19 protein-coding genes are annotated in these 26,821 nt (G+C 65.7%); 14 read left to right on the top strand and 5 right to left on the bottom strand.

From position 1 onward, the window contains the following. Positions 1-3: 3 nt before the first annotated feature. The 10 genes from BMY06_RS28155 to BMY06_RS28110 all read left to right on the top strand — a co-directional run bounded on the left by BMY06_RS28155 (position 4) and on the right by BMY06_RS28110 (position 15,491). Positions 4-888: an IclR family transcriptional regulator gene (locus BMY06_RS28155; RefSeq protein WP_065057806.1), complete on the top strand. Its 885-nt coding sequence runs from the start codon at positions 4-6 to the stop codon at positions 886-888. Further along, positions 885-1,703 (top strand): SDR family oxidoreductase, encoded by an 819-nt coding sequence (locus BMY06_RS28150; protein ID WP_074986599.1) that lies wholly within the window; start codon positions 885-887, stop codon positions 1,701-1,703. The genes BMY06_RS28155 and BMY06_RS28150 overlap by 4 nt, the downstream gene beginning before the upstream one ends. Continuing rightward, positions 1,696-3,354, top strand: coding sequence for a thiamine pyrophosphate-binding protein (locus BMY06_RS28145; RefSeq protein WP_065057808.1), 1,659 nt, complete (start codon positions 1,696-1,698; stop codon positions 3,352-3,354). Before BMY06_RS28150 ends, BMY06_RS28145 begins: the two co-directional genes overlap by 8 nt. Continuing rightward, positions 3,347-4,180: an aspartate dehydrogenase gene (locus BMY06_RS28140; RefSeq protein WP_065057809.1), complete on the top strand. Its 834-nt coding sequence runs from the start codon at positions 3,347-3,349 to the stop codon at positions 4,178-4,180. Before BMY06_RS28145 ends, BMY06_RS28140 begins: the two co-directional genes overlap by 8 nt. An 89-nt stretch (positions 4,181-4,269) precedes the next feature. After that, positions 4,270-5,763: an aldehyde dehydrogenase gene (locus BMY06_RS28135; RefSeq protein WP_065057810.1), complete on the top strand. Its 1,494-nt coding sequence runs from the start codon at positions 4,270-4,272 to the stop codon at positions 5,761-5,763. 23 nt (positions 5,764-5,786) lie between these two features. Continuing rightward, positions 5,787-6,749 carry a VOC family protein gene (locus tag BMY06_RS28130; RefSeq protein WP_065057904.1) on the top strand — a complete coding sequence of 321 codons (963 nt, stop codon included), beginning with the start codon at positions 5,787-5,789 and terminating at the stop codon, positions 6,747-6,749. Next, positions 6,746-7,987, top strand: coding sequence for an NAD(P)/FAD-dependent oxidoreductase (locus BMY06_RS28125; RefSeq protein ID WP_074986598.1), 1,242 nt, complete (start codon positions 6,746-6,748; stop codon positions 7,985-7,987). Before BMY06_RS28130 ends, BMY06_RS28125 begins: the two co-directional genes overlap by 4 nt. Before the next feature lie 50 nt (positions 7,988-8,037). Further along, complete coding sequence (locus BMY06_RS28120) at positions 8,038-9,441, top strand: MFS transporter (protein ID WP_074986597.1); 1,404 nt, start codon at positions 8,038-8,040, stop codon at positions 9,439-9,441. A 292-nt stretch (positions 9,442-9,733) separates the two neighbouring features. Next, positions 9,734-14,917, top strand: coding sequence for a trifunctional serine/threonine-protein kinase/ATP-binding protein/sensor histidine kinase (locus tag BMY06_RS28115; protein WP_074986596.1), 5,184 nt, complete (start codon positions 9,734-9,736; stop codon positions 14,915-14,917). Positions 14,918-14,987: 70 nt separating this feature from the next. Continuing rightward, a complete protein-coding gene (locus tag BMY06_RS28110) occupies positions 14,988-15,491 on the top strand; it encodes a DUF3455 domain-containing protein (protein ID WP_074986595.1) in 504 nt (167 codons plus the stop codon). 6 nt (positions 15,492-15,497) lie between these two features. On the opposite strand, the gene BMY06_RS28105 is transcribed toward BMY06_RS28110, so the two are convergent. Continuing rightward, entirely contained in the window at positions 15,498-17,819 is a 2,322-nt protein-coding gene (locus tag BMY06_RS28105) for an LPS-assembly protein LptD (protein WP_080180324.1), read from the bottom strand. A 144-nt stretch (positions 17,820-17,963) separates the two neighbouring features. Further along, a complete protein-coding gene (locus BMY06_RS28100) occupies positions 17,964-18,353 on the bottom strand; it encodes a hypothetical protein (RefSeq protein WP_065057815.1) in 390 nt (129 codons plus the stop codon). 454 nt (positions 18,354-18,807) lie between these two features. Here BMY06_RS28100 and BMY06_RS28095 point away from each other — a divergent pair, with 454 nt between their 5' ends. Beyond that, on the top strand, positions 18,808-19,704 hold the full coding sequence (locus BMY06_RS28095) for a glycosyltransferase family 9 protein (RefSeq protein WP_074986593.1): 897 nt from the start codon (positions 18,808-18,810) through the stop codon (positions 19,702-19,704). After that, positions 19,701-20,603: a glycosyltransferase family 9 protein gene (locus tag BMY06_RS28090; RefSeq protein WP_074986591.1), complete on the top strand. Its 903-nt coding sequence runs from the start codon at positions 19,701-19,703 to the stop codon at positions 20,601-20,603. Before BMY06_RS28095 ends, BMY06_RS28090 begins: the two co-directional genes overlap by 4 nt. Positions 20,604-20,717: 114 nt before the next feature. Here BMY06_RS28090 and BMY06_RS28085 read toward each other — a convergent pair whose 3' ends face one another. Together BMY06_RS28085 and BMY06_RS28080 are read right to left on the bottom strand one after the other, a co-directional pair. After that, complete coding sequence (locus BMY06_RS28085; protein WP_065057818.1) at positions 20,718-21,437, bottom strand: response regulator; 720 nt, start codon at positions 21,435-21,437, stop codon at positions 20,718-20,720. Then, positions 21,434-22,969, bottom strand: a complete 1,536-nt coding sequence (locus BMY06_RS28080) for an ATP-binding protein (protein ID WP_074986589.1) — start codon at positions 22,967-22,969, stop codon at positions 21,434-21,436. The genes BMY06_RS28085 and BMY06_RS28080 overlap by 4 nt, the downstream gene beginning before the upstream one ends. A 286-nt stretch (positions 22,970-23,255) precedes the next feature. Between BMY06_RS28080 and BMY06_RS28075 the strand changes: the two genes are divergently transcribed. Both BMY06_RS28075 and BMY06_RS28070 read left to right on the top strand, forming a co-directional pair. Beyond that, a complete protein-coding gene (locus BMY06_RS28075; RefSeq protein WP_065057820.1) occupies positions 23,256-23,993 on the top strand; it encodes a response regulator in 738 nt (245 codons plus the stop codon). Between the two features lie 365 nt (positions 23,994-24,358). Further along, positions 24,359-25,504, top strand: coding sequence for a porin (locus BMY06_RS28070; protein WP_074986587.1), 1,146 nt, complete (start codon positions 24,359-24,361; stop codon positions 25,502-25,504). Positions 25,505-25,561: 57 nt separating this feature from the next. On the opposite strand, the gene BMY06_RS28065 is transcribed toward BMY06_RS28070, so the two are convergent. Beyond that, on the bottom strand, positions 25,562-26,809 hold the full coding sequence (locus tag BMY06_RS28065; RefSeq protein WP_074986632.1) for an acyl-CoA dehydrogenase family protein: 1,248 nt from the start codon (positions 26,807-26,809) through the stop codon (positions 25,562-25,564). Positions 26,810-26,821: the final 12 nt, after the last annotated feature.

Below are 26,821 nucleotides of genomic sequence, written 5' to 3'. Positions count from 1 at the left end.
AGAATGACACCCGACCTCGCCAGCGCGTCCCCCGACGCCGACGAAGACCGCAACGACACCAGCTATCGCGTGCCGGGTCTGGAAAGGGGGCTGCGCATTCTCACCGAATTCTCGCCGCGCGAGCCGGTGCTCGATGCACCCGAACTGTCGCGCCGCCTCGGCATTCCGCGCACGACGGTATTCCGTCTGTTGCAGACGCTCGAATCGCTCGGCTTTCTCGAACGCGCCGACCGCGACCGCAATTACCGCCTGGGCGTGGCCGTGCTGCGCCTCGGTTTCGAATATCTGAGTTCGCTGGAACTGACCGACCTCGGCCTGCCGCTGATCGAAGCGCTGCGCGACGCCACCGGCCTCACAACGCATATCGTGATTCGCGACGGACGCGACATCGTGTTCGTGGCGAAGGCGCAAAGCCACGCGCCGATCTTCAGCTCGGTGAAGGTGAACGTGGGCACGCGTCTGCCCGCGCACGCCACCACGCACGGCCAGGTGCTGATGGGCGATCTCACGCTCGACGAACTGCGCGCGCTTTATCCGGAGCCGGCTCTCGAACGCTTCACGCCCTCGACGCCGGACACGGTCGAAGAACTTTTCGCGCGCATTCGCGAAGACGCCGAGCGCGGCTATGCCGTGAGCGAATCGTCGTTCGAGCGCGGCATTTCGGTGGTGTCGGCGCCCGTGCGCAACGACACGGGCCGCATCGCCGCCGTGGTGACGACCACCATTCCGCGTCCGGGCATCGACACCTCGCTGCTCGACGGCGGGCTGATCGACAAGGTGCGCCATGCGGCCGATGAACTGTCGAAGCGCCTCAATTACCGCGGTCAATCTTCGCAGGCCGCGGGCAGCAAGAAAACGTCGTACATGAAGGCACTGGGGATCAAATGATTCAACTCGATTTGCGCGGCCAGGTCGCGGTGGTCACGGGCGGTTCGTCCGGCATCGGCCTCGCCACCGCCGAACTCTTTTTGCAGGCGGGCGCCTCGGTCGCGATCTGCGGCCGTGACAGCGACCGCCTCGCACGCGCCGAACGCGAACTGCGCGAGCGTCATCCGCAGGCGCAACTGCTGGCCGCGCGTTGCGACGTGCTCGACGCGAACGACGTGGCCGCTTTCGCGAGCGCCGTCGAACAGCGCTTCGGCCGCGCCGACATGCTCGTGAACAACGCGGGCCAGGGCCGCGTCTCCACCTTCGCCGACACCACCGACGAAGCGTGGCGCGAAGAACTGGACCTCAAGTACTTCAGCATCATCCGCCCCACGCGCGCCTTCCTGCCGATGCTGAAAAGCACCGCAAAACAAGGGAAAAACGCGTCGATCGTCTGCGTGAACTCGCTGCTCGCGCTCCAACCGGAGCCGCATATGGTCGCGACGTCGTCGGCGCGCGCGGGCGTGCTGAGCCTCATCAAGTCGCTCGCGGTCGAACTCGCGCCCGAGCACATCCGCGTGAACTCGATCCTGATCGGCATCGTCGAGTCGGGCCAGTGGCGCCGCCGCTATGACAACGACGCCGCCGCGCAGGCCGCCGGTCAAAGCTGGCAGGACTGGACCGGCGAACTCGCCCGCAAGAAGCACATTCCGCTCGGCCGCTTCGGTTTGCCCGAAGAAGCCGCGCAAGCCCTGTTTTATCTGGCCACGTCCCTGTCGTCCTATACGACGGGCAGTCATATCGATGTATCTGGAGGCGTAGCACGTCATGTCTAATAAAACCACCGTCGGCGAACTGATCGCCGCCTTCCTCGAACAATGCGGCGTTCAAACCGCGTTCGGCGTGATTTCGATTCACAACATGCCGATCCTCGACGCCATCGGCGTGCGCGGCAACATCCGCTATGTGGGCGCGCGCGGCGAAGCGGGCGCGGTCAACATGGCCGACGGCCTCGCGCGCGTCTCGGGCGGCCTCGGCGTGGCGTTCACGAGCACGGGCACGGCGGCGGGCAACGCAGCGGGCGCGATGGTCGAAGCGCTCACGGCAGGCACGGCGCTGCTGCACATCACCGGCCAGATCGAAACCGAATATCTCGATCAGGACCTCGCGTACATCCACGAAGCGCCCGATCAACTGTCGATGCTCTCGTCGATCTCGAAGGCCGCGTTCCGCGTGCGCTCGGTCGAAACCGCGCTGCCGACGATCCGCGAAGCCGTGCGCGTCGCGCAGACCGCGCCGAGCGGTCCGGTCAGCGTCGAGATCCCCATCGACATTCAGGCCGCGCTGACCGAGTGGCCCGCCGATCTGGCCGCGCCGCATCTCACGACGCTCACGCACGACGAAGCGCGCGTCGAACAACTCGCGAACGCGCTCACGAAGGCGAAGCGTCCGCTGCTGTGGCTCGGCGGCGGCACGCGCCACGCGCGCAGCGCGGTCGAGCGTCTGGTGGCGCTGGGCTTCGGCGTGGTGACGAGCGTGCAGGGCCGCGGCGTGCTGCCCGAAGATCATCCGGCGACGCTCGGTGCGTTCAACGTGAGCGGCTCGGTCGAGCGCTTCTACAAGACCTGCGATGCGATGCTGGTGGTCGGCTCGCGTCTGCGCGGCAACGAAACGCTCAAGTACAAGCTCGGTCTGCCGCAGCCGCTTTATCGTATCGACGCCGACGCGCTCGCCGATAACCGCGGCTATCGCAACGAACTCTTCGTGCACGGCGACGCCGCGCGCGTGCTCGACGCACTCGCCACGCGCCTCGAAGGCAAGCTCAAGGTCGATCCGCAATTCGCCGCCGATCTCGCGGCCGCGCGCGAAACCGCCGTGAGCGAAACGGCCAAGGGTCTCGGCCCGTATCGCCGCCTCGTGGAAGCGCTGCAACGCGCCGTGGGCCGCGACTACAACTGGGTGCGCGACGTTACGATCTCGAACAGCACGTGGGGCAACCGCCTGCTGAAGATCTTCACGCCGCGCGCGGGCGTGCACGCGCTGGGCGGCGGCATCGGCCAGGGCATGCAGATGGCGATCGGCGCGGCGCTTGCGAACGCGGCCGCGAAGACGGTCTGCCTCGTCGGCGACGGCGGTCTGATGGTGAACGTCGGCGAACTCGCGACGGCCGTGCAGGAAAAGGCCAACGTCATGATCGTGCTGATGAACGATCAGTGCTACGGCGTGATCCGCAACATTCAGGACGCGCAGTACGGCGGCCGCCGCATGTTCGTCGATCTGCACCAGCCGGAATTCTCGCAGTTCTGCGCGAGCCTCGGCCTCAAGCATTTCCGCCTCTCGTCGCTCGACAACGCCGACGACGTGATCCGCGAAGGCATCGCGTTCGACGGCCCCGTGCTGCTCGAAGTCGACATGAAGTCGGTCGGCAGCTTCGAAGCCGTGTTCGCCGGCCCGCCGGTGCGCAAGGAGGAGCCGCAACATGCTTAACGGTCATGGCGGCCACGCCGCTCACGCGCCGATCGACATCGCGATGATCGGCTTCGGCGCGATCGGTCAGACCGTCTATCGCGCGGTCGCGGCCGATCCGCTCGTACACGTCTCGCATGTGATCGTGCCCGAGCATCACGCCGACGCCGTGCGCGCCCAGGTGGACGGCGCGGTGGAAGTGGTGTCGTCGGTGGATCGTCTGTCGACGAAGCCGCATTTCGCGCTCGAATGCGCGGGTCACGCCGCGCTGCTCGATCACGTCGTGCCGCTGCTGCAAAGCGGCACCGATTGCGCGGTGGCGTCGATCGGCGCGCTGTCCGACGTCGATCTGCTCGAACGTCTGTCGCTCGCGGCGGACGAAGGCGACGCGACGGTCACGCTGCTGTCGGGCGCGATCGGCGGCATCGACGCGCTCTCGGCGGCCAAGCTCGGCGGCCTCGACGAAGTGCTGTACACGGGCCGCAAGCCGCCGCTCGGCTGGCTCGACACGCCGGCGGAAAAGGTCTGCGATCTGCGTACGCTCACGAAAGAGCAGGTGATCTTCGAAGGCAGCGCGCGCGAAGCGGCACGGCTCTTTCCGAAGAACGCCAACGTGGCGGCGACCATCGCGCTCGCGGGCCTCGGCCTCGACCACACGACGGTGCGCCTGATCGCCGATCCGGCGGTCGAGCGCAACGTGCATCGCATCGTGGCGCGCGGCGTGTTCGGCGAGATGTCGCTGGAAATGAGCGGCAAGCCGCTGCCCGACAATCCGAAAACCTCGGCGCTCACGGCGTACAGCGCGATTCGCGCGCTGCGCAACCGTGCCGCGCGTTGCGTGATTTGATGGCGCGCCTCGCGCACAAGCTGTGATGGAAGGCGATACGTGTGCAGATGCACAGGTATCGCCCGCAATGAAACAAAGAGACCTCTGACATGACTCCCTTCGATACGAGCCTCGTTCCCAACGGCGACATCTTCGTCGGCGGCGAATGGCGCCAGGGCCGCGCCGCGCCCTTCGCGAGCCTTTACCCGGCCGACCAGTCGCTCAACATGGAGGTCTCGACGGCGAGCGCCGAAGATGCCGCCGAAGCCGTGGAAAAAGCGCACGCCGCGTGGAAGCAGGGCGCGTGGTCGGGCATGAAGCCGCATCTGCGCGCGCTCGTGCTGTACCGCATCGCTGACCTCATCATGCAGCGCCACGAAGCGCTCGCGCAATTGCAGCGCCGCGACAACGGCAAGCCGATCGGCGAGACGCGCGTGCTGGTGGCGAGCGCCGCGAACACGTTCCGCTATTTCGCGGCCTGCCTCGAAACGCTCGACGAGGAAGTCACGCCTTCGCGCGGCGACTATCTGACGATGAGCGTGTACGAACCGATTGGCGTGGTCGCCGCGATCACGCCGTGGAATTCGCCGATCGCTTCCGACGCGCAGAAGCTTGCGCCCGCGCTCGCAGGCGGCAACGCGGTGGTGCTCAAGCCCGCCGAAGTCACGCCGCTGATCTCGCTCGCGCTCGCGCGCATCTGCGAGGAAGCCGGCGTGCCGAAGGGCATTCTGAGCGTGCTGCCGGGCAAGGGCTCGGTGATCGGCGACGTGCTGGTGCGCCATCCGCTCGTGCGCAAGGTTTCGTTCACGGGCGGCACCGAAGTGGGCCGCGGCATCGCACGCATCGCGGCGGACAAACTCATGCCGGTCTCGCTCGAACTGGGCGGCAAGTCGCCGACCATCGTGTTCGAGGATGCCGACATCGATCATGCGATTAATGGCGTGCTATACGGGATCTTCAGCTCGTCGGGCGAGGCGTGCATCGCGGGTTCGCGTCTGTTCGTGCAGCGCTCGATCTACGACACGTTCATGAAGCGCCTCGTCGCGGCCGCGCGCGAATTGCGCGTGGGCGATCCGTCGAACGAGAAAACGCAGATGGGTCCGCTGATCACGCCGAAGCATCGCGAGTCGGTCGAGCGCTACGTGGCGATCGGCCTGGAAGAAGGCGGCCGCCTGCTGTGCGGCGGCGAGCGTCCGGTCGGCGACGGCCGCGAACAGGGCTGCTTCTATCAGCCGACGATTCTCGAAGGTCTGACCAATCGCGCGCGCATCTGCCAGGAAGAGATTTTCGGACCGGTGCTGGTGGCCATGCCCTTCGACGACGAAGCGGCGCTCATCGAGGAAGCCAACGACAGCGTGTTCGGTCTCGCCGCCGGCATCTGGACGCGCGACTACAAACGCGCCTGGCGCGTGGCGCGCAAGATCGAGGCGGGCACCGTCTGGATCAATACGTACAAGCTGTTTTCGATTTCCACGCCGTTCTCGGGCTGGAAGGAAAGCGGCATGGGCCGCGAAAAAGGGCGGCTCGGCATTCGCGAATACATGCAGCAAAAGAGCCTTTACTGGGGCTTGAATGACGCGCCGCTGCCCTGGGCCAACGCCTGAGCGCGCGCAACGGAGCAATGAACATGACGATTCTCGGCATCGAACAGATTACCTACGGCGTGACGGATCTCGCCACCTGCCGCCGCTTTTTCGCGGACTGGGGCCTGAAGGAAACCGCGCACGACGAAACGCGCGCGCGCTTCGAAACGCTCAACGGCTGCACCGTGCTGGCCGTCGACGCGAACGACGCGTCGCTGCCCGCCGCCTTCGAGGAAGGCCCGACGCTGCGCGAAGTGGTGTGGGGCGTGGCGACGCGCGAAGAACTCGACGCGCTGCGCGAACGCCTCAAAGGCCAGCCCGGCTATCACAGCGATGAAAACGGCGTCGGGTGTTTCGACCCGGCCGGCATGGCGATTCGCGTGGAAGTGACGCGCAAGCGCGAACTCGACGTCGCCGGTTCGCCGTCGAACGTCTGGGGCCAAACGTTGCGCGTGGATACGCCGTCGCCGGTCTACGAACGCGCGGAGCCGGTGGAAGTCGGCCACGTGGTGTTCTTCACGAACTGCCTCGCCGAGCAGGAAGCGTTCTATCACGAACTGCTCGGCTTCGAGACCTCGGACCGCTACCCGAATCGCGGCGCGTTCATGCGCTGCGCGCCGCACGGCGGCCACCACGATCTGTTCCTGCTCGCGCTGCCGGATGGCAAGAAGGGCCTGAATCACGTGGCGTTCACGGTGCGCGACATTCACGAAGTGTTCGGCGGCGGCCTGCATATCAGCCGCTGCGGCTGGACCACGCAACTCGGGCCGGGCCGCCATCCGGTGTCGTCGGCGTACTTCTGGTACTTCAAGAATCCGGCCGGCGGCCTGATCGAGTATTACGCCGACGAAGACGTGCTGACGCCCGACTGGGAGCCGCGCGACTTCGAACCGGGCCCGACCGTATTTGCCGAATGGGCCATCGACGGCGGTCTCGACGGCAATACGCGCCGTCAGAAAAACGCCGAAGCGCCGAAGGGCAAGTTCATGACGGAGCGGAAATCATGAGCGACGCAATCGAATCCGGCGAACACGCCGCGCCGCGCACGGTCGTCGTGATCGGCGGCGGCCAGGCCGCGGGCTGGGTCGTCAAGACGCTGCGCAAGGAAGGCTTTGCGGGCCGTCTCGTGATGATCGCCGACGAAACGCATCTGCCCTACGAGCGCCCGCCGCTGTCGAAGGCGGTGCTCGCAGGCGAGGCCGATATCGAAACGGTGCGCATCGCGAAGCCCGACGAGTTCGCGGCGCTCGACATCGAAGCGTGGCAACCGGATTGCGCGAGCGCGATCGATCGCGCGGCGCACACGGTCACGACGCGCTCGGGCCGCACGGTGAAGTACGACAAGCTCGTGATCGCCACGGGCGGCGCGGCGCGCAAGCTGCCCGCGAGCGTGGCGAAGAGCGCGCACGTGACGTATCTGCGCACGCTCGACGAAGCGATGGCGCTGGGCGAACGCCTGCGCCGCAGCGAGCGAGTGCTGGTGGTGGGCGGCGGCTGGATCGGCCTCGAAGTCGCGGCCACGGCACGCAAGCTCGGTGTGGCGGCGACGGTGATCGAAGGCGCGCCGCGTCTGTGCGCGCGTTCGCTGCCCAATGAAGTCTCGGACTTCCTGCTCGAACTGCATCGCGCGAACGGCGTGGATGTGCGTCTGAACGCGGCGCTTGTCTCGCTCGACGACAACGCCGACGGCGGCGTGCGCGCGACCTTCTCGGATGGCAGCACGCTCGACGCCGACTTCGCGGTCGCGGGCATCGGCCTCGCACCGCACACGGCGCTCGCGGAAGCGGCGGGCATCGCGGTGCAGGACGGTATCGTCGTCGATGAATTCGGCCAGAGTTCCGACGCCGATGTGTTCGCGTGCGGCGACGTCGCGAATCATCCGAACGCGTGGCTCAAGCGCCGCGTGCGCCTGGAATCGTGGGCCAATGCGCAGAATCAGGCCATTGCGGCGGCGAAGGCCGTGCTGGGCGTGAAGGAAGCGTATGCGGAAATTCCGTGGTTCTGGTCCGATCAGTACGACGTGAATCTGCAGATTCTGGGCGATTTGCCGCCAGGCGTCGCGCCGGTGCTGCGCGGCAATCTCGCAGAAAAGCGCGCAACGCTGTTCTTCGTCGAGGACGGCCATCTGCGCGGCGTCATCGCGATCAATTCGGCGCGCGACCTCAAGCTCGCGCGCAAGTGGATGAACCAGGGCCGAGCGGTGGACGTCGCGGCGCTCGTCGACACCAGCAAGGCTCTCGCCTGACGCGCTCGCCACTACACAACCGACCTCACATACGGGATGGGATCACAGGCATGAGAACCCTCGACACTACCCTCGGCCATCGCGGCGGCACCGCGGTCGGCGAGTCCATCACGCGCGGTTCGATCATCGCGCGGCTCGAACGCATGCCGGCCAACGCCATGCAGGTGCGCGCGCGGATCCTGATCGGCCTCGCCACGTTCTTCGACGGTTTCGACGTGATCGCCATCGCCGCGACGCTGCCGATCCTGATTCAGAAGTGGCACCTTACGCCGTGGGAAATCGGCTTTCTGATCGCCTCGGGTTCGGTCGGGCAGTTGTTCGGCGCGTTCCTGTTTCCGTGGCTCGCGGAGCGTCACGGCCGCGTGCGCGCGATTGCCTGGAGTTCGGGCATCATCGGCGTGACCAGCATTGCCTGCGGTTTTGCGCCGAGCTTCGCGGTATTCGCCGCGCTGCGCGTGATTCAGGGCTTCGGTCTGGGCGGCGAACTGCCCGTGGCGGCGACGTATATCAACGAGGTTAGCCGCGCACATGGCCGCGGGCGTTTCGTGCTGCTCTACGAGATCGTGTTCCCGATCGGTCTGCTCGCGTCGAATGCGCTGGGCGCGTGGATCGTGCCGCGCTTCGGCTGGCAGGCGATGTACTTCATCGGCGGCACGCCCTTGATTCTGTTTTTCGTGCTGCGCAAGCTCGTGCCGGAATCGCCGCGCTGGCTCGCCGAACGCGAACGTCTGCAGGACGCCGACCAGGCCGTGAGCGCCTTCGAGCGCACCGTGAAGGGCCCGCTCGAACCGGTCACGAACGCGGCGGAATTCGACGCACTCGCGAAGCGTCATCCGAAGCGCAGCGTGAAAGACCTGTTCGGTCCGGCGTACCGCAACCGCACGATCGCGGTGGCGATGCTGTGGATGACCTGCGGCTTCATTCAGTACGGTCTGTCGACGTGGCTGCCGACGATCTATCGCACCGTCTACCACGCGCCGCTGCAACTGGCGCTCAATCTCGCGGTGGCCGCTTCGGTGCTCGGCGTGCTGGGTTCGCTCACCTGTGCGCTGCTGGTGGACAAGGTGGGCCGCAAGCCGATCATCAACGTCTCGTTCGTGCTGTGCGGCATTTCGCTGGCGCTGGCCGGGATCTGCCACGCGATGTCGGTGTACGTGGTGGCGACGTTCTGCGCGCTGGCGCTCGGCCTGCTCGCGAGCGGCTTCATCACGGCTTACGTGTACACGCCGGAACTGTATCCCACCAGCATCCGCGCGCTCGGTTGCGGCGTGGGCGGCGCGTGGCTCAAGATCGCGGCGATCTTCGCGCCCACCATCGTGTCGAAGACGATGATCGGCGGCAATCTCGACGTGGCGTTCTATATCCTCGCGGCCGTGCCGTTTCTCGCGGCGATCGCGGTGCATTTCCTCGGCATCGAAACCAAGGGCAAGGTGCTCGAACAACTGGAAGCGTAAGCCTCCGGGCAGCGCGGCGCGCCACTTTGGTGGCGCAGCCGGCTCACGACGCGGTCAGCCAGTCATGGCTCGACCGCGTTTTTTATTGCCGATGTCGACATATTCCAGATACACGAGGCCATTAATCTGCGCTTAAAACTGGCCGATTGCGCGCGAACTCGCGGGCCTTGATTCGATGGGCGGGATGACGCGTGGCGCGTAAGCCACGGGTAAGATACGCCTTTGCGCGATGCACGGCGCGACGAATCAGAAGATGGCCCGGGCGTGACCCGGCAAAAGGCGCAGAGGATCCATGGTCAATGTCATTCCCGAATCCGCCGCGGACTGGTCCCGTGCACGATTCGTCCTGATTCAGGACGGCGCGGCGCGGCTGTATCGCATCGTCACGGCGGGAGAATCGGTGCTGGCGGCGGTGCCTTCGGCTGTTGATCCTGTCGCCGCGCTGGGTCGCCTGCGCCATGAATACGGCATTCGCGCGCGCCTCGATCCCGAGTTCGCGCTCCATCCGATTCAATTCGTCGTCCACAATCAGGCGCCGGCGTTGCTGCTGCACGATCCGGGCGGCCGGATGCTCGGCGAGATTTTCGACGAGACGCGCGCCGAACCGGGCGACGTCGCGATGCCCGTCGATGCCTTCATTCGCCACGCGGTGAGCATGACGCAATCGCTGGGTCTCGCGCATCTCGCCGGACTCGTGCATGGCGCGTTGCAGCCCGCGAGTTTCATGCTCGACGCAGCGGGCGAGCGCGCCTGGCTCACCGGTTTTTCCGGCCAGGAGAGTGCGCCGGAAATCGATAAAGACGTGCTCGAAACCGTGATCGATTACGCGGCCCCGGAAGCGACGGGGCGCATCGACCGCGCCGTGGACGCACGCTCCGATCTCTATTCGCTGGGCTGCCTCTTTCACCGCATGCTGACCGGCGAGGTGCCGTTTCCGAATCTCACGGCTTCCGGGGCGATGCACGCGCACCTCACGCGGCGGCCGTTCGAAGGCGGGCAGTCGGCGCAGACGCACGCGCGCGTGCCGGAGAAACTCAAGGCGATCGTGCGGCTGCTGCTGGAGAAGGAGCCCGCGCAACGTTATCAATCAGCCGCGCATCTGGCGAAAGATCTGCTCGACGCCGCCGAAGGCACGGCGCATACGCACGCGCACGTCCATGCTTTCACGCGGCAACTGAAGCTGCGGCCTTCGCTGGGTGTGCCCGATTCGCTCTATGGCCGCCACCTCGAAATCGACCAGTTGCTCGCGGCCGCACGCCATGCCGCGCTCGACGGCGGGCCGCCGCTGATGCTCGTCGAAGGGCCGGCGGGCATCGGCAAGACGGCGCTGGTGCAGCACGTGCGCAAGCGCCTTGCGGGTGCGGGCCACGAGTTCGCCGCGGGCAAGTGCGAGCAGGCCGACGGCGCGGCGCCCTACGCGAGCATCGCGCGCGCCTTGCATTCGCTGCTGCGCCACGTGCTCGGTTATGCGCCCGCCGAATTCGAGCGCGTGCAGCGCCGTCTGCGCGACGCGCTCGCCGGTGACGCCTCGATCGTCACGGCCGTCTTTCCGGAACTCGCGCGCGTGCTCGGTCAGTTCGAACACCAGCGCGCGGTCTCGGCGCACGCAGAAAAGCCGCGCTTTCTCGACGCGATGTCGAAACTGATGAACGCGTTCACCGAGCCGGGCAAGGCGCTCGTGCTGTTTCTCGACGACCTGCAATGGGCCGATCGCGACACGCTCGAAGTGCTCACGCACCTGATCGGCAAGCCGGGCAGCGAACGCGTGCTGTTTATCGCCGCGCTGCGCGACAACGAGATTCGCGCGGATAACCGGCTCGTGCACGTGCTGCGCGACGGCGCGCATGCGCATCGGCTCGTGCTCGAACCGTTGTCGAGCCACGACCTCGAACAACTGATCGAAGCGATGCTGATCGGGCGCGTGCAGCAACTGCGCGAATCCGTCGATCTGATCGGCGCTTATACGGGCGGCAATCCGCTGTTCGCGATTCAGTTCGTGCGCTCGCTCGTCGACGACAGCGTGCTCGAATTCGACGAAGCGCGCGGCGAATGGCATTCGAGCGTGGCGGGCATTGCCGAGCGCGCGAGTTCGTCGAGCCTGATGGAACTGCTCACGGAAAAGATCGACGCACTCGCGCCGTCGACGCAGGACGTGTTGCGCTCCGTTGCGCTGATCGCGAAGCCGGTGCCGCTGAACATGCTCGCAGATGCCGTGGGCAGCGATCCCGCGCAACTCGAAGCGTCGTTGCGGCCGGCGATGGACGCGGCGCTGATCATCCTCGACGAAGACCTGTACACCTTCGCGCACGACCGCATTCGCGACGCCGTCTATTACGGCATGAGTCTCGACGCGCGCGAAGCGGGCCATCTGGCCATGGGTCGCCGTTTGCTGGATTGCGCGAGTTATCGCGCGTCGTCGAGCAGTTTGTTCGTGGTGGCGAACCAGTTGAATCTCGCGGCGCGGCTCGTCGCGTCTCCCGAGGAGCGCGAGCGCTTTGCGCGCGTGAATCTCGACGCCGCGCAGCGTGCGATTGGCGCGACGGCGTATGCGTCGGCGATGGCGTATCTGGCCGTGGCGCAAAGCTTCGCGCAGGGCAGTGCGGCGGGCGCGCCGCTCGACGCGCTGATCGCGCTGCGGCTCGGCGAGTGCGAGTTTCTGTGCATGGAAGTCGCGGCGGCGGCGCGCCGCCTCGCCGCCGTGCCCAGCGCGCTGCTGCCGCTCGATCACCGCGCGGAACTCGCGCGCTTGCGCGTGGCGATGCACGTGACGATCGACGAGTCGGCGACGGCGCTCGATATCGGCCTGCAATACGTGCGCGACGAAGCGGGCATCGTGCTCGCGCGCACGCCGACCGACGCCGATATCGATCGCGAATTCGCGCGTTTCAAGGCGCTCGACGGCAATCGCAGCGTCGACGAACTGGCGGCGTCGCCGTTGATGAGCGACCGGCGCATTTATATCGCCATGGACGTGCTCACCGATCTCGCGCCCGCCGCGAAATTTCTCAGTCAGCGTCTCGCCGATCTGATGATGCTGCGCATGAGCACGCTGAGTCTCGAACACGGCCATTGCGACGCGTCGTGTTACGCCTACGTCGGCCTGAGCCAGATCGTCGGCGAACGCTATGGCGATTACGACACGGTGCGCCGCTTCGCGGAACTCGCGATGCGCCTGCCCGCCGAACGCGCGCTGACGAAATTCCAGGGCCGCGTGCAGATGTGCTACGGCGCGATGAGCTTGCCGTGGACAGGGTCCGCCACGCGCGCACGCGAGCATATCGAAGCGTCGATTGCGCTCACGGCAAGGCTCGGCGACGTCACGTATCTGATCTATTCGCGGCGGCATCTCGTCACCAATTATCTGTTTTGCGGCGCACCGCTTTCCGATGTGCAGAAGGTGGTGGAAGAAGGCTTGCCGCTCGCGCGCCAGGCGGGCTTCGCGCTGGTGATCGATGCGTTTATCGCGCAGGCCTGGGTGGTGCAGGCGTTGCGCGGTGTGCCGATCGATATCGGTCTGGGCGCGCCGAGCCGCGATTTCGAGCACGTGCTCGACGATTGCCTCACGGGCCGCGTGCACCGCGATATCGCCGCGTTTTCGTTCTGGACGTATCGCTTGCAGGTCGCGTATCTGTTTGCGGACTGGCCGGTCGCATTGCAGGCGGAACAGGCTGCGGACGCCACGGCATGGGCGTCGCGCTCGTTCCTCGAAATGCCGGAGTTCGTGTTTTATAGCGCGCTGCTGCGCGTGGCGCTGAGCCGCCGCGCGCAAGGCAGCGAGCGTGAAGCGCATCTGCAGGCGGCGCGCGCGCGTCTGGCGACGCTCGAACGCTGGTCCGCGCAAAGTCCCGAGAACTTTCTCGGCCGCGCCGCGCTCGTGCGTGCGGAGCTGGCGTCGACCGGCGACGAGCCGCGCTTCGCGCAGAGCGATTACGAAGAGGCCATCCGTCTCGCCGATCTCGCGCGCATGCTGCAATTGCAGGCGCTTGCGCGCGAACTCGCGGCGCGCTTTTCGGCGCAGCAGCACTGGCATGCGGCGTCGCAGGGTTATCTGCATCAGGCGTGGAGCGCGTATGCGTGCCTCGGCGCGGACACCAGATTGCGCGCGCTCGAAAGCGAATTCCCGACCATGGGACTCGCGAGCGCCGCGCCGAAACAATTCGACTGGACCGCCGCGCAAGGCGCGAATGTGCGTGCGTTCGATACGCAGGTCGTCTTGAAGGCGACGCAGGCCTTGTCGAGTGAAATGTCGCTGGCGAAGCTGATCAACGTGCTGCTCGACACGGCGCTGCAATATGCGGGCGCCGACCGTGCGACGCTGTGCCTGATCGAAGACGGTCAACTCGATATCGTCGCGCGCGCGACGTATGACGATGGCGCGGTGACGGTCGAAATCGAACGCGAGCGCGCGAGCGCCGAACGCATTCCCATGTCGATTGCGTACTGGACGCAGCGCACCTGCGAACCGGTCGTGCTCGGCAACGCGATCGACGATGCCAATTTCGGCCGCGACGCCTATATTCTCGCGGTTCGACCGCGCTCGGCGATGTGCGTGCCGCTCGTCAAACAAGGCTCGCTGTCGGGGCTGCTGTATCTGGAGAATCGCCTGATTGCCGATGTCTTTACATCGGCGCGTTTGCGCATTCTGGAGATGCTGTCCTCGCAGGCCGCGATCTCACTGGAGAATGCCAAGCTCTATCACAAGGTGGAGTCCGAGCATCAGAAGCGCGTGGCGGCGGAGCGGCATTTGCGCGAGGCGCAGGGCAAGCTTGAGCGCGCGGGACGTTTGTCGGTGATCGGCGAATTGGCCGCGTATATCGTGCACGAAATCAGTCAGCCGATCAGCGCGGTGAGTGCGTGTTCGCGCGCGGCGATACGCTGGTTGAATCGCGAATCGCCCGATATCGACGAAGCCAATTCGATGCTCGAACAGATCGCGCTCGATACGCAGCGCGCGGTGGATATCGTTGCGAGCGTGCGTGCGATGGTCAAGCAGTCGCATCCGAAATCGGAACTCACCGATATCAACGATGCGATTCGCGAAGTGCTGCGTCTGCTCAGCGATCAATTGGCCGATTATCAGATTGCCGTGCGCGGCAATTTCGACGCGCGCCTCGACGTCGTGGCCGATCGCACGCTGATTCAGCAGGTGGTGATCAATCTCGTCATGAATGCGCTCGAAGCGCTGCGCGGCGTAACTGCGCGGCCACGTCTGATCGATATCGACACCTTGGTCGATGCGAGCGGCGCGTTGCGCGTGACGGTGGCCGACACGGGGCCGGGCATTCCGGGCGATCTGAGCGCGACCGTGTTCGATTCGCTGGTGACCTCGAAGAAGTCGGGGATGGGCATGGGGCTGTCGATCTGCAAGTCGATCGTCGAAGCGCATGGCGGCGAGATCGAGCTCGTTCGCACGGGCGCGAACGGCACGCTGTTTCGTTTCTGTATTCCGCCCGTGGAGCAGGAACTGGGGGAATAGCGCAACGCGCCTGCGTGTTCTGCATTTAAGGCGCACACTGTGCGCTCTGACCACGAGGAGGAGTATCGGCATGATTCGTCTGTCACGCGTCACGCGGGCAATCGGTGTTGCAGGCGCGATGGGGATGCTCGCTGCGGGCGCGGCACACGCGCAGTCCATCGACGCGCCCAATGCGCAGCAGGTGTTGAGCACCATGGCATCGGGCGTGCAGATCTACACCTGCGAGTACGGTGCGGATCACACACTCGGCTGGGTCTTCCAGCAGCCGCACGCGAAGCTTTACGACGCGCATGGCGCGGCCGTGATCGAGCATTCGGCGGGACCGTCGTGGGTCGCGCCGGACGGCAGCCGTATCGAAGGCAAGGTGATGGCGCAGCAACCGAGTGCGACGCCGGGCAGCGTGCCGCAACTGCTGCTGCAAACGCATTCGACCGGCGCGGCCGGGCTGCTCGCGTCGGTGCGCTACGTGCAGCGCATCAACACGGTCGGCGGCGCGAAGCCGCCCGCGCCGTGCACGAGCGAGCACGAATCGGGCAGCTCGCCGTATCTCGCGACCTACGTGTTCTACCAGTAAAGGCGCTTACTGGTAGTCCGTGAATCGGGACAGCGGCGTGATGTTGTTCGAGACCGGCGTGTAGCCCGGCACGCTGTCCTTGAACTGATTCAGCATGCCGTTATCGACCTTCGAAAGACCGCGCAGTTCGAGCTGCATCAGCACGCGGCTGCCGGTGCTCGGCACGGTCGTCGAACTGGTTTCGTTGGTGTACTTCTCGAACGCGATGCCGAGCGACCAGCAATCCGCGCTGTACTGAAAGCCCAGCAGACCGGCGATCAGACGATGCAGATGCATGTCGTAATTCACGCGCGCGACGCTGGAGAGGTGGCGCGTGAGCGGCCACTGTCCCGAGATGATGAACTGGCTGACCGGCTCGTTATCCACGGACGCATCGGCGCGCGTGTAGCGATACGCCATGTTGATGACCTGACCCGGCGCGGGCGCCCACGAAAAGCCCGTGCTGGTGTGCGAGAGATAGGACTTCGCCTCGTTATATTCGATCGCCTGTTCGGCCTTGAACGCGCTGCCGATATTGAGCGAGCTGCCTTCGATCACGCCCGTGCGCGTGAGGTCGGTGGTCGAGCCGTCGGCGAGCAGCGTCACGCGCGGCGTGGTGAAGTTGTATTGCTGCGCGAGCACGAAACGCGCGGCTTCCGAGCCCGTTTGCGCATCGATGAAACGCGTCGTGATGGCTGCGGTAATGCGATTGGCGTCGGCGATACGGTCGTTGCCGACGAAGCTGTTCGTCGTGAAGATTTCCGCGAGACCGAAGTCGCTTTCGGCCGTGTCGAAGATCGGCGCGAAATTCTGGTTGCGGTACGGCGTGTAGACGTAGAACAGGCGCGGTTCGAGCGTCTGGATATACGAGCGGCCGAACAGCGTCACGCTGCGCTCGAAGGTCATGCCCGAATCGAGACTGACCGTCGGCACGTTGACCGAGAAATTACGCGGCTGTCCGGCGATCGGATCGGAGCCGAGCGACGAAAGATCGTAGCTCGCGAAGTGCCACTGCACCTTCGGCGTGATGTACCACGACGGCCGCACGATGGGCAGCGCGACGTAGGGATTGAACACGAAGCGATTGCCCTGCGCGACGTCGCCGCTCGACATCGTGAAGCGCGAGGCGTCGGCTTCCGCGCCGAAGTCGAGACCGTCCACGTTGTAGCGCGCGTACTTCACGTTGAGCTGCGGCTCGCGGTTATAGATCGTGTCGCCCGAATACTGCTGCCAGTGCTGCTCGCGCAGCAGCACGGACCACGGGCCGTTCGCGTAACGCAGCCCCGCTTCCTGATCGTAGAGCGTGGTCGAGCCGAGCAGATACTGGCCCGACGAAGTCAGGTCGGTCGTGACGTTCGCATCCGAGACGCGGTTGTAATTCACATACGCCGAAAATCCCGAGCCGATATTCCAGTCGTGCTTGATCGCGATGTCGTAGCGCTGCGTGTTCGTCAACGCGTCGTGCGGTAGAAACAGCGCGGAGAATTCGCCGCTGTAATCGCTGCCCAGATAGTGATAATCGGCCGTCATCAGATCGCCGCGCCGGCTGATGATGCGCGGCGTCAGCGTCAGATCGTAATTCGGCGCGAGATTGAAATAGATCGGCACCGACAGGTCGAAACCGCCCGTCGAGCTGAACGAGAACGTGGGCGGCAGGATGCCGCTGCGGCGGTCGCTCGACAGCGGAAACGAAAGCCACGGGCTCGCGAAGATCGGCAGCCCCTGAAACACCAGCACGGCGTTGTGCGCGATGCCGGTATCGGTGCCGCTGTCCATGTCGAACTGCGAGGCGCGCAGATACCAGGCCGGTTCGCCGCTGCACTGGCAGGTCGTATAGGTGCCGTTGTGCAGCACGGCGCGTTCGTTGTCGACGAGGTCGGCGCGCGTGGCCGAGCCCCAGCCGCCATTCACCACGAAGTGATAGCGCGGCGTGCTGATATAGCCTTGCTGTGCTTCCACGAGCATGTGCGCGTACGGGCCGAAGAAGCTCACGCCGCTTTGCGTGATGTCGACGTGGCCGTACGCGTCGGCGGTGTCGGTGTCCTCGAAATAATGGAGCGCGTCGCCTTTCACGACCGATTCGTAGCGCCGCAATTCGGCGTTGCCGTGCAGCGCGAGGTCGGTGTCGGCGGTGCTCGTCATCGTATCGCCGAGCGCGGCGGTCGCGCCTTTCTGGCCGCCTTGCAGCGGGTGCTCCTGCAATTGCGGATCGACGCGCAAGGCCCAGTTGTCGCCGAGCGACGCGGGCTGCGCCGCGGCGTCCGAGAGTTGCGCGAGCGCGTGGGGCGGCGCGAATCCAGGCACGGCGATCAGCAGGGAAATCAGGGGCTTCAGGCGAAAGCCGCGCATTACGTCACGGATCAAGGCGGGCGAGATAACGAGGGAAGTGAGGAGGATCCGGCGCACGCGCGCGGCGCTCGCGCGCCGGCCCGTGCCCCGGGTCATGGCAGACGGCCGACGGGGCCGCCTATCGCGTGCCGCGTTGTGGCCGGCTCATTGCAGCCACGTCGAGCGGGACAACGCGGCTTCGTGGTCGGCCGCGCTTTCGAGCGCTTCGACGATGCCGGGAATCTGCTCGCACGGCACGGCGAACGACAGACCGGCCGTCATCGACAGCCGGAAGCGGATCACGAGATGGCGCGTGCCGTCGAGCCGGCCGATCTCGCAGCCGCGCGCGTGCATGACGGTGAACGAAGGCGCGGGCGTCTTCTCGATGCGCTGGATTTTCTCCATCGCATTGGGCAGCGCGACGAGCAGGTCGTTGAACACCGAACGGTGCAGCGCGGCCGTGGCGTTGCCGTCGTGGATCAGCAGGAATTCGCCGTCCGCGCTCAGATCGGCCGAACTGATCTTGCGCAGGACCGCCGTGATGTCCTCAGCCATGCGTGCGCGCTCCCGCCGTTTGCGTGGCGCGCGATGTCGCGCACGAGGTGGCGCATGACGTGGCGTGTTCACGGATCGAGATAAAGGAAGTGGACATCGCGGGCAGCCTGCTTGATTCGATGGCGCCACGATAGACCATCGCGCGCGCGGCCAGGTTACGCGCGGCGTGGTTTTTCTTAATGCATATTTCAGTAAGCTACATGCAGGTTTCGCGGCGTGTCGCGTCATCGCGGCGCGGTCCCGCGCGCAAGGTTGCGCCGTCAAGCGGCGCATGCCATGCGGCCGATGCCATGCGTGAAAACCCAATCCTTACAGCGTTATCCCTCGTAACTTTCATGTAACCGATCGAATATTTCGGCAGGCTAAGCTCGCGCCCGTTCTTGTCTAACTCTGCGGGGCGGAGTGCGACGGCCGCCAGTCCAGCGCCGCCGGTGCCGTTCCGACTGGAATTGCGATGCGAGTTTTGCAGCCGGCCTCCTGCGTGGCCGTGGTCCTGTCTCCGGCGCTCGGCGACTCCCTTCTGACGATGATCGTCGTGCGCAATCTGCAGGCGAGCGGTGTGTCCGCCACTGTGTTCGGCACGCATGCGAGCGAACTCGCGGCGTGGTTCCCCGATGTCGATATCCGGCCCGCGCTCACGCGCGAGACCGCGCCCGACGCGCTGGCGTCGTTCGATCGCGTGATCCAGATGCATCCCGACCGGCCGCTCGATGCGCAGGCGCTGCGTCATCCCGACGTCGTGCTGCTCGATTCGACCTGCCGCGCGCGTTCGCCGAAATCGATGGCCGAGCGCCTCATGCAGTTCAGCCGCGACGAACTCGGCCTGGCTACGGCGGGCAAGAGCAATGGCATGGTCGCGCCCGCGCATTTGCAGCATCGCAAGTACGCCAATCGCGTCGCGATTCATCCGACCGCGAGCACGCGCGACAAATGCTGGCTGCCCTCGCGCTTCGTGCGGCTCGCGATGCGGCTGCGCAAGCTCGGTTTCAGTCCGCAATTCATCGTCGCGCCCGAAGAACGCGAGGCGTGGGCCTATGTCGAGGCATACGGCATCGAGTTGCCGAAGCTCGGCTCGGTCGATACCGTCGCCGCTTTTCTCTACGAATCGGGCTGGTTCATCGGCAACGATTCGGGCATCGGCCATCTCGCCTCGAACCTCCAGGTGCCCACGCTTTCGCTGTTCATGCGGCGCGGTCTCGCGCGTACGTGGCAGCCGGGCTGGGGCGCGGGACGCGTGGTGGTCGGCCGCTTCCTGCCGACCGGACGCCTGCGCGAACGCTACTGGAAATACACGCTCTCGGTCGCGCGCGTGGCGAAAGCCTTCGAGCAGTTGCGGGAGGGGCTCGCATGAAGGCCGTGCCGGATACCGGCCGCCGCGTGGCGGTCATGGCGTCGAACGCGCTGGGCGACACGCTGCTGCTGATGGTGATCGTGCGCAATCTGCAGCGGCACGGGATCGTGGTCGCGGTGTTCGGGCGCGCCGCGCATGCGCTGCGCGACTGGTTTCCCGATGTCGATATCCGTCCGCTGCCGGATCAGAAGCAACTCGGCGCGGTGCTCGAAGCGTGGGACGTGGTGCTGCAGATGCATTCGCATCAGCCGGTGCCCGACATCGACGCGCTGCATCCGCACGTGCACTACGTCGAAGCGATCACGGAGGACGCGCAGAATCGCCCGATGGCGCAGCGCTTCGCGGAGTTTTGCAGCCGCGAATTCGGCGTGCCCGACGTCAGCACGCACAACGACATCGTGCCGCCGCCCGGCTTGCAGCATCGCCGCCACCCGCGCCGCGTGGTGATCCATCCGGAGGCGAGCACCGCCGACAAGCGCTGGCTGCCGCGCCGTTTTCTGCGGCTCGCGCGCCGTCTCGAACGTCAGGGCTACGAGGTGGCGTTCGTGATGTCGCCCGACGAACTCAATCGCTGGATCGGGCCGCTGCTCGGCCGTTTCGCGGTGCATACCTTCGAGAATCTCGACGGCCTCGCGCGCTGGCTTTACGAAAGCGGCTGGTTCATCGGCAACGATTCGGGCGTGGGCCATCTCGCGGCCAATCTCGACATTCCCACGCTGAGCCTGTTCCGACGCCGCGCGGTCGCGCAGCGCTGGCGTCCGGCGTGGGGCAACGCGCAAGTGGTGCTGCCGTGGCAATGGGTGCCGACGGGGCGGCTCAAGGAGCGTTTCTGGCGCGAGTCGCTGACCTGTGCGCGCGTGTTGTCCGCGTTTGCGCGGATGGCGAAAAGCGAGGCTTGAATCAAGCGATGAATGCGACGATTGATGCGTGCGCATCAATCGTGTAAATTGAATTGAACGCGCAAATTAAACGCGCAAATTAAACGCGCAAATCAATCGCGCGCATCACGCGAATCAGTCGTTCACCGGCACCAGTTCGAGCCGATACCCGACGCCGTAAATCGAGCGCACCATGTCCTGATCGGGACGAATGCCCTGGATCTTGCGGCGCAGATTCTTCACATGCGAATCGATCGTGCGGTCGGCGACCACGCGATGATCGTCATAGAGCGCACGCAGCAGATAATCGCGCGCGTAAATACGCCCCGCGCCCGCATGCAGCAGCGCGAGCAGGCGGAATTCGATCGGCGTGAGATGCAGTTCCTTGCCGTCGAGCCGAGCCGCATGTTGCGTCACGTCGATCGAAAACGGCGAAGGCATGTCCCCCGTCTCTTCCTGCTGCGCGCGCGCGAACAGTTCCGCGCGGCGCAGGATCGCCTTCACGCGCGCCACCACTTCGCGCGGGCTGAACGGCTTGCAGACGTAATCGTCCGCGCCCAGTTCGAGGCCCAGCAGGCGGTCGATTTCATCCACACGCGCGGTGATGATCATCACCGGCACCGGCGAAAACGTGCGCAATTCGCGGCACACTTCGAGTCCGCTGCGGCCAGGCAGCATCAGGTCGAGCAGCACCATCGAGGGCGCGTGCTCGCGCACATAAGGCACGACGGCGCGGCCATCCGCGAGGATGTGGGTCGCGAAATCTTCCTTGGCCAGATAGTCGGCGAGCAGGGCCGCGAGCTTGGGTTCGTCTTCGACGATCAGGACGGAAGGCCGTGTGGTCGGTTCGATCATTGTGTGTACAGGCGAGGAAGTTGGACGAGGACGCGCAGGCCGCCGATGGGCGAGCGCGACGCCTCGATGGTTCCGCCGTGGGTCTCCACGATGCGTTTGCAGAGCGCGAGACCGAGGCCCGCGCCGCCGCTTTGCCGGCTGCGCGAAGGATCGACGCGGAAGAAGCGGTCGAACAGATGCGGCAGCAGCGGGGCGGGCACGGGCGGGAACGAATCCTGGAAGTCGACGTGCACGTGCTCGTCGTCGGCGCTGATCGCCACGACCACGCGGCCGCCGGCATTCGTATAGCGCAGCGCGTTTTCCAGCAGGTTTTTCCAGAGTTGCGTGAGACGGTACGGGTCGCCCGAGAGCGTGGCGTGGCCGGGACCGGGGTCGAATTCGAGCGCGATCTGCTTGGCCGCCAGACGCTCGCGGAACGCGTCGCACGACGCCTCCACGATCGGCACGAGGTCGAGCGGCACCGTTTCGAACGAGAGCTGGCCGATGTCGGCGAGCGAGAGTTCGTAGAGGTCGTCGATCAGCTGGCTCAGCATGGCGACTTCGGCCTGCAACGAGGCGATGGTGGCCGCGTCGGGACGGCGCACGCCGTCCTCGATGGCTTCGAGTTCGCCGCGCAGCACTGAGAGCGGCGTGCGCAATTCGTGCGAGACGTCGGCGATGAAATCGCGCCGGTCGCCCTCGGCTTTCTCCAGCGAGGCTGCGAGCCGGTTGAAGTCGTTGGCGAGCATTTGCAGTTCGTCGCTGCCGTTGGCGGGCACGCGCGTGGCGTAGTCGCCGCCCGCGAGCCGGTGCGTGGCCGTGACGATGCGCTTGATCGGCGTGAGCAGCGTGCGCGCGAGCACGATCGAGATGGCCGCGGACAGCAGCGCCGTGAAGCCCACGATGATCCACGTCGCTTGCAACTGGCGGTTCTTGAAACGCTTCTCGGCCTGATTGATCAGCGAGATCGGGCTGGCCACGGCCACATAGCCGACGATCTGGCCGTTGAATCTGAGCGGACGGCGTTCGGCGTCGGGCGGCGCCGGCGGGCCCGAACTCACGATGAGCTTCTGGTGTGCGTCGTAGAGCGCAAACGGCGGCCGGTGCGGACGCATGTGGTCGTCGAAATCGGGGCCGCCGGGCGGCGCGCCGCGGTTGTCGCTGTTGTCGCGACTGGCGTTGCCGCGGAAGTCGGCGGGCGGCGGCCAGCCCGGGCCGCCAGGGCCACCGGCCGCGCCGGGGCCGTCAGGACCACCGGGTCCGCCAGGACCGCCAGGCCCGCCTTGCGCGGGCGGCTCGCCCGGCGGCGGGCCGCCGTCGAACGGCCCCTGCTGCGCATACTTCGCGCGTGCGAAATCCCAGTTGCCGTGCTCGGCGTACGCCGCCACCAGTTCGCGCTCCAGCGCGGCCTGGTCGGCGGCGCTTTGCTCCTGCAGGAAGTCGATGAAGCCGAACTCGAAACTCGTGCGGATCGCGACGCCCATCGCCACGGCGACCAGGACGCAGGCCGAAAGAATCGCGAGAAAGAGTTTGGACGTGATGCTGGCTTTCATGGGAGGCCCGGCGGGGACGGATCGGCGAGGCCGGATCGCGTCCGTCGCAATGACGGTCTGAACGGTGTAATTGGCTTAATCGGTATATTCGATTCGATAGCCGCTATTTTCCCCGAAGCGGGCAGCGAGCGCCGCATTGAGGATGCGAATTCACATTTTCTCCAGTTTTCCCGTCTTTTTCCTGCACTTTTGTTCCGTATGATCCACCCTCGTCGAATCGCGGCTGCTGGGTCCCAGCGCGTGGTTCCTCAGTTGCTTTCAGCTTCACCTAGTGGGGGACAGATCGATGGACATTCATGTGCTGGTGGTGGAACCCGATGAGGGTTACCGCGACAATCTGCGCAGTTATCTGCAACGTCAGCAGATCACCATGTCGGTGCTGTACGGCACCAAGGGGCTGGAACAGCGCCTCGCGCGCGAGATGCCCTCGCTGATCCTGATGCGTCACGACACGCGCGACTGCAACGGCATCGCCGCGCTGCGCAGTCTGCGCGAATGCGGGCATGCGGTGCCGGTGATCATCGTGAGCGAAAGCGCCGATGTGGCCGACAAGGTGCTGGCCTTCGAACTGGGCGCCAACGATTACCTCGTCGATCCGTTCGATCCGCGCGAGTTGCTCGCACGCATGCGCCACGCGCTGCGCTGCAAGATCGACCTGCCCGATGCGCCGCCGAAAAAGGCGCGCTACGAATTCGACGGCTTCGAACTCGATGCCATCGACAATCAGCTGTTCAAGAACGGCTCGCGCATTCCCGCGCCGCCGCTCGCGCTGGCGGTGCTGACGGTGTTCGCCGCGAACCGCATGCGTCCGCTGTCGCGCGAGCGCATTCTGAGCCAGCTCGATCGCAATTCGCAATTGCATGCGCGCAGTCTCGACGTGATCGTGTTTCGTCTGCGCAAGTTGCTGGGCTTGTCGCCGTGCGGCCGTCAATATATTCAGACGCGTTATCGCGACGGTTATGTGTTTTGTCCCGACGACGCCTTTCTCAGCGTTGGCGGCGTGGTGGCGGAAGCGACGGCCTGAACGTATCAGCGTGTCCGGCGTTTCAATCAACGTTTCAATCAACGTTTCAATCGCGCCACATGCAAAGCGGAAAACAAACTTGATAGAAGCTGAATAATGCGCGAGCGCGCGGCGATTGACATGCGTGCCCATTGCGGAATTCGGTTTTGCGCCGCGCCGCGAAACGCCTGATGCATAACGCGTTTTGCGCACGCAACGTAGTGCGCTTCACGCATGAAAAACGCTATCCCGGCAGCGTGAAATGCATTGCAAAAAGCGCGCAAAGAGCTTCGATTAAATGATGCGTTAGAAAAGCGATAGCCCCTCCCTAGCATCGATCAGACCTTGCACACCGCAAGGCTTGATACACGCTTTAGGGGTTTCGCTTGAAAACTACAACATGGCTCGGCGCATTGACCGCCGCGCTGCTCTCATCGCACGCCTTCGCCCAGAACTCGGTCACGCTCTACGGCATGATCGACGCCGGTCTCATGTACACCAACAACGTGAGCAAGTCCGGCAATAGCGGCGCGCTCGTCCAGGCCACCAGCGGCAACATCAACGGCAGCCGTTTCGGCATTCGCGGACGCGAATCGCTCGGCGACGGTGTCACCGCGCTGTTCGTGCTCGAAAACGGCTTCAATGTGCAGAACGGCAAGCTCAGCCAGGACAATCGTCTGTTCGGCCGCGAAGCGTGGGTCGGTCTCGCGAGCGACCGCTATGGTTTCGCCGCCGTGGGTCGTCAATACGATTCGGTGATCGATTACGTTGCGCCGCTCTCGGCCGAAGCAGGTTCGTTCGGCAAGACGAGTTTCGCGCACCCGTTCGACAACGATAATCTCGCCGATTCGCTGCGCTTCAGCAACGCCGTCAAATACGCGAGCCCGAATTTCGCGGGTCTGCAATTCGGCGGTCTCTACGCATTCTCCAACGACACCGACTTCAACGAGAACCGCGCATGGAGCGCGGGCGCACGCTACACGCAAGGACCGCTGAGCGTGGGCGCGGGTTATCTGCAGATCGACCGCGCGGGCAGCACGAGCACGGGCGCGGTCGACGTCAGCGAATCGTCGGGCAACGGCGTCGGGGGCTTCACCTTGTCGGCGGCGGTGCAGCGCGTGGCGGCGGGCGCGATTCGTTATGCGTCGGACGGCGCATCGCTCGCGTTCGTCTACACGCATAGCGAGTTCGAAGGCAGCACGGCGTTCGGCTCGGCGGGCGGCGACGTGCGCTTCGACAACTACGAACTCAACGGCCAATATCCGCTCGCGAATCACCTCTCGCTCGGTCTCGCTTACGTTTACACCGACGGCCATGTTTCGCAGAGCCGCACCTACGGCAGCGATCCGAAGTGGCAGCAGGCCGACGCGCAACTGGTCTATTCGTTCTCGAAGCGGACCGACGTGTATCTCGAAGGGATCTATCAGCACGTATCGGGGCATCGCTACGTGGCGTTCATCGATACGGCGGGCGGCGCGTCGTCGACCGCGACGCAGGTGGTCGCGACCGTGGGGCTGCGCACGCGCTTCTGATCGTCGCTCGATGACGAACGGCGGCGCGACCCAGGCCGCGTCGCCATGTCGTTCACCTTAACCGGCGACGCCGATCCGCCATTGCCCCGCGGGCAGTGTGCCCTTCACCGCGAACTCGCCCACGATCCGATCTTTATAGATGCGCGGATTGTGCGACGTGATCGTGCGCGCGTTGCGCCAGTGACGATCGAGCGCCTGCGGGCGCAATGTCGCCGATGCGCCAAGCGCGTCGAATACATTCGCCGTTGCGTCCAGCACGAGTTGCGACACCACGGTTTGTGCCTGCCAGATTTCGATTTCGGCTTCGGCGATCGCGGCGGCTTCGTGCGCCTGGCCCACGGCGCGCTCGGCGCGTTCGAGCGCGCGCGCCGCTTGCGCAACCGCCGCGCTCGCGGTCCACGCATGCGCGCGCACGCGGCCGATCACCTGCAACACCTGAGCGTCGTCGGCGGGACGCGCGGCCGGCGCGTGGCTGTAACTGCGCGTGCGCGCCGCGACCAGCGCCGCCGCTTCGTTGGCCGCCGCGCGGTTGATGCCCGCGAGCGTGGCCAGATGCACGAGCTGATAGTAGGCCTCGGAATACGCGAAGGGCGCGCGCCCGGCGACGATCTCGTGTTCTTCGACCGGCACGTCGCTGAAGCGGCTCGTGCCGCTCGCCGTGAGGCGCTGGCCCATGCCGTCCCAATCGTCGATCACGTCCACGCCCGGCGCGCGCCGGTCGATCGTCAGCGAAACGGATTCGCCGTTTTCGTCGCTCGCGCCGACGTGAATCCAGTCGGCGAACAGCGAGCCCGTCGTGTAGAACTTCGTGCCGTTCAAGCGCCAGCCATCGGGCGTGCGCGTGAGGCGCGTCGAGAACTGCGCCTGCTTCGCCTCGCCGGTTTCGGACCACGCCGCGCCCGCGATCGCGCCGTTCGCGAGACGCGCGAACCAGCGCGCCTGACGCTCGGGATCGCTCGCGAGAATGTGCTCGACGAAACCGAAATGCGCGCGCAGCGCCTGGGTGAGATTCGATTCCGCTTCCGATAATTCGATCAGCAATTCGAAGAATTCCGGCAGGCTCAGGCCGAGTCCGCCGTGCTCGCGCGGCACGCGCGCGGCGGTGAGGCGCGCCTCGCGCAGCCATTCGAGGGCTTCGTAGGGCAAGCTGCGTTCGGTCTCGCGCGCGGCGGCGTGCTCGCGAATGCGCGCGAACAGCGGCCGGAACGGCGCGGCGGCTTGCGCGTAGCTGCCGGGCAGCGGCTCGCCCCAGGCGGGGCCGGTGACGATGCCGGGCGGCAGCGGCGCGGTGCGGTCTTGGCTCATGTCGATGAAATC

Source organism: Paraburkholderia tropica (assembly GCF_900109265.1).
Lineage (GTDB): Bacteria > Pseudomonadota > Gammaproteobacteria > Burkholderiales > Burkholderiaceae > Paraburkholderia > Paraburkholderia tropica.
The sequence above is the reverse complement of the archived record's forward strand: the minus strand, read 5'-3'. Positions and strand labels throughout refer to the sequence as shown.

What these genes read in the sequence shown, in the direction of transcription:
- BMY06_RS28155 (WP_065057806.1), top strand. Translation starts at nt 4, where the DNA reads ATGACACCCGACCTCGCCAGCGCGTCCCCCGACGCCGACGAAGACCGC.
- BMY06_RS28150 (WP_074986599.1), top strand. Translation starts at nt 885, where the DNA reads ATGATTCAACTCGATTTGCGCGGCCAGGTCGCGGTGGTCACGGGCGGT.
- BMY06_RS28145 (WP_065057808.1), top strand. Translation starts at nt 1,696, where the DNA reads ATGTCTAATAAAACCACCGTCGGCGAACTGATCGCCGCCTTCCTCGAA.
- BMY06_RS28140 (WP_065057809.1), top strand. Translation starts at nt 3,347, where the DNA reads ATGCTTAACGGTCATGGCGGCCACGCCGCTCACGCGCCGATCGACATC.
- BMY06_RS28135 (WP_065057810.1), top strand. Translation starts at nt 4,270, where the DNA reads ATGACTCCCTTCGATACGAGCCTCGTTCCCAACGGCGACATCTTCGTC.
- BMY06_RS28130 (WP_065057904.1), top strand. Translation starts at nt 5,787, where the DNA reads ATGACGATTCTCGGCATCGAACAGATTACCTACGGCGTGACGGATCTC.
- BMY06_RS28125 (WP_074986598.1), top strand. Translation starts at nt 6,746, where the DNA reads ATGAGCGACGCAATCGAATCCGGCGAACACGCCGCGCCGCGCACGGTC.
- BMY06_RS28120 (WP_074986597.1), top strand. Translation starts at nt 8,038, where the DNA reads ATGAGAACCCTCGACACTACCCTCGGCCATCGCGGCGGCACCGCGGTC.
- BMY06_RS28115 (WP_074986596.1), top strand. Translation starts at nt 9,734, where the DNA reads ATGGTCAATGTCATTCCCGAATCCGCCGCGGACTGGTCCCGTGCACGA.
- BMY06_RS28110 (WP_074986595.1), top strand. Translation starts at nt 14,988, where the DNA reads ATGATTCGTCTGTCACGCGTCACGCGGGCAATCGGTGTTGCAGGCGCG.
- BMY06_RS28105 (WP_080180324.1), bottom strand. Translation starts at nt 17,819, where the DNA reads ATGCGCGGCTTTCGCCTGAAGCCCCTGATTTCCCTGCTGATCGCCGTG.
- BMY06_RS28100 (WP_065057815.1), bottom strand. Translation starts at nt 18,353, where the DNA reads ATGGCTGAGGACATCACGGCGGTCCTGCGCAAGATCAGTTCGGCCGAT.
- BMY06_RS28095 (WP_074986593.1), top strand. Translation starts at nt 18,808, where the DNA reads ATGCGAGTTTTGCAGCCGGCCTCCTGCGTGGCCGTGGTCCTGTCTCCG.
- BMY06_RS28090 (WP_074986591.1), top strand. Translation starts at nt 19,701, where the DNA reads ATGAAGGCCGTGCCGGATACCGGCCGCCGCGTGGCGGTCATGGCGTCG.
- BMY06_RS28085 (WP_065057818.1), bottom strand. Translation starts at nt 21,437, where the DNA reads ATGATCGAACCGACCACACGGCCTTCCGTCCTGATCGTCGAAGACGAA.
- BMY06_RS28080 (WP_074986589.1), bottom strand. Translation starts at nt 22,969, where the DNA reads ATGAAAGCCAGCATCACGTCCAAACTCTTTCTCGCGATTCTTTCGGCC.
- BMY06_RS28075 (WP_065057820.1), top strand. Translation starts at nt 23,256, where the DNA reads ATGGACATTCATGTGCTGGTGGTGGAACCCGATGAGGGTTACCGCGAC.
- BMY06_RS28065 (WP_074986632.1), bottom strand. Translation starts at nt 26,809, where the DNA reads ATGAGCCAAGACCGCACCGCGCCGCTGCCGCCCGGCATCGTCACCGGC.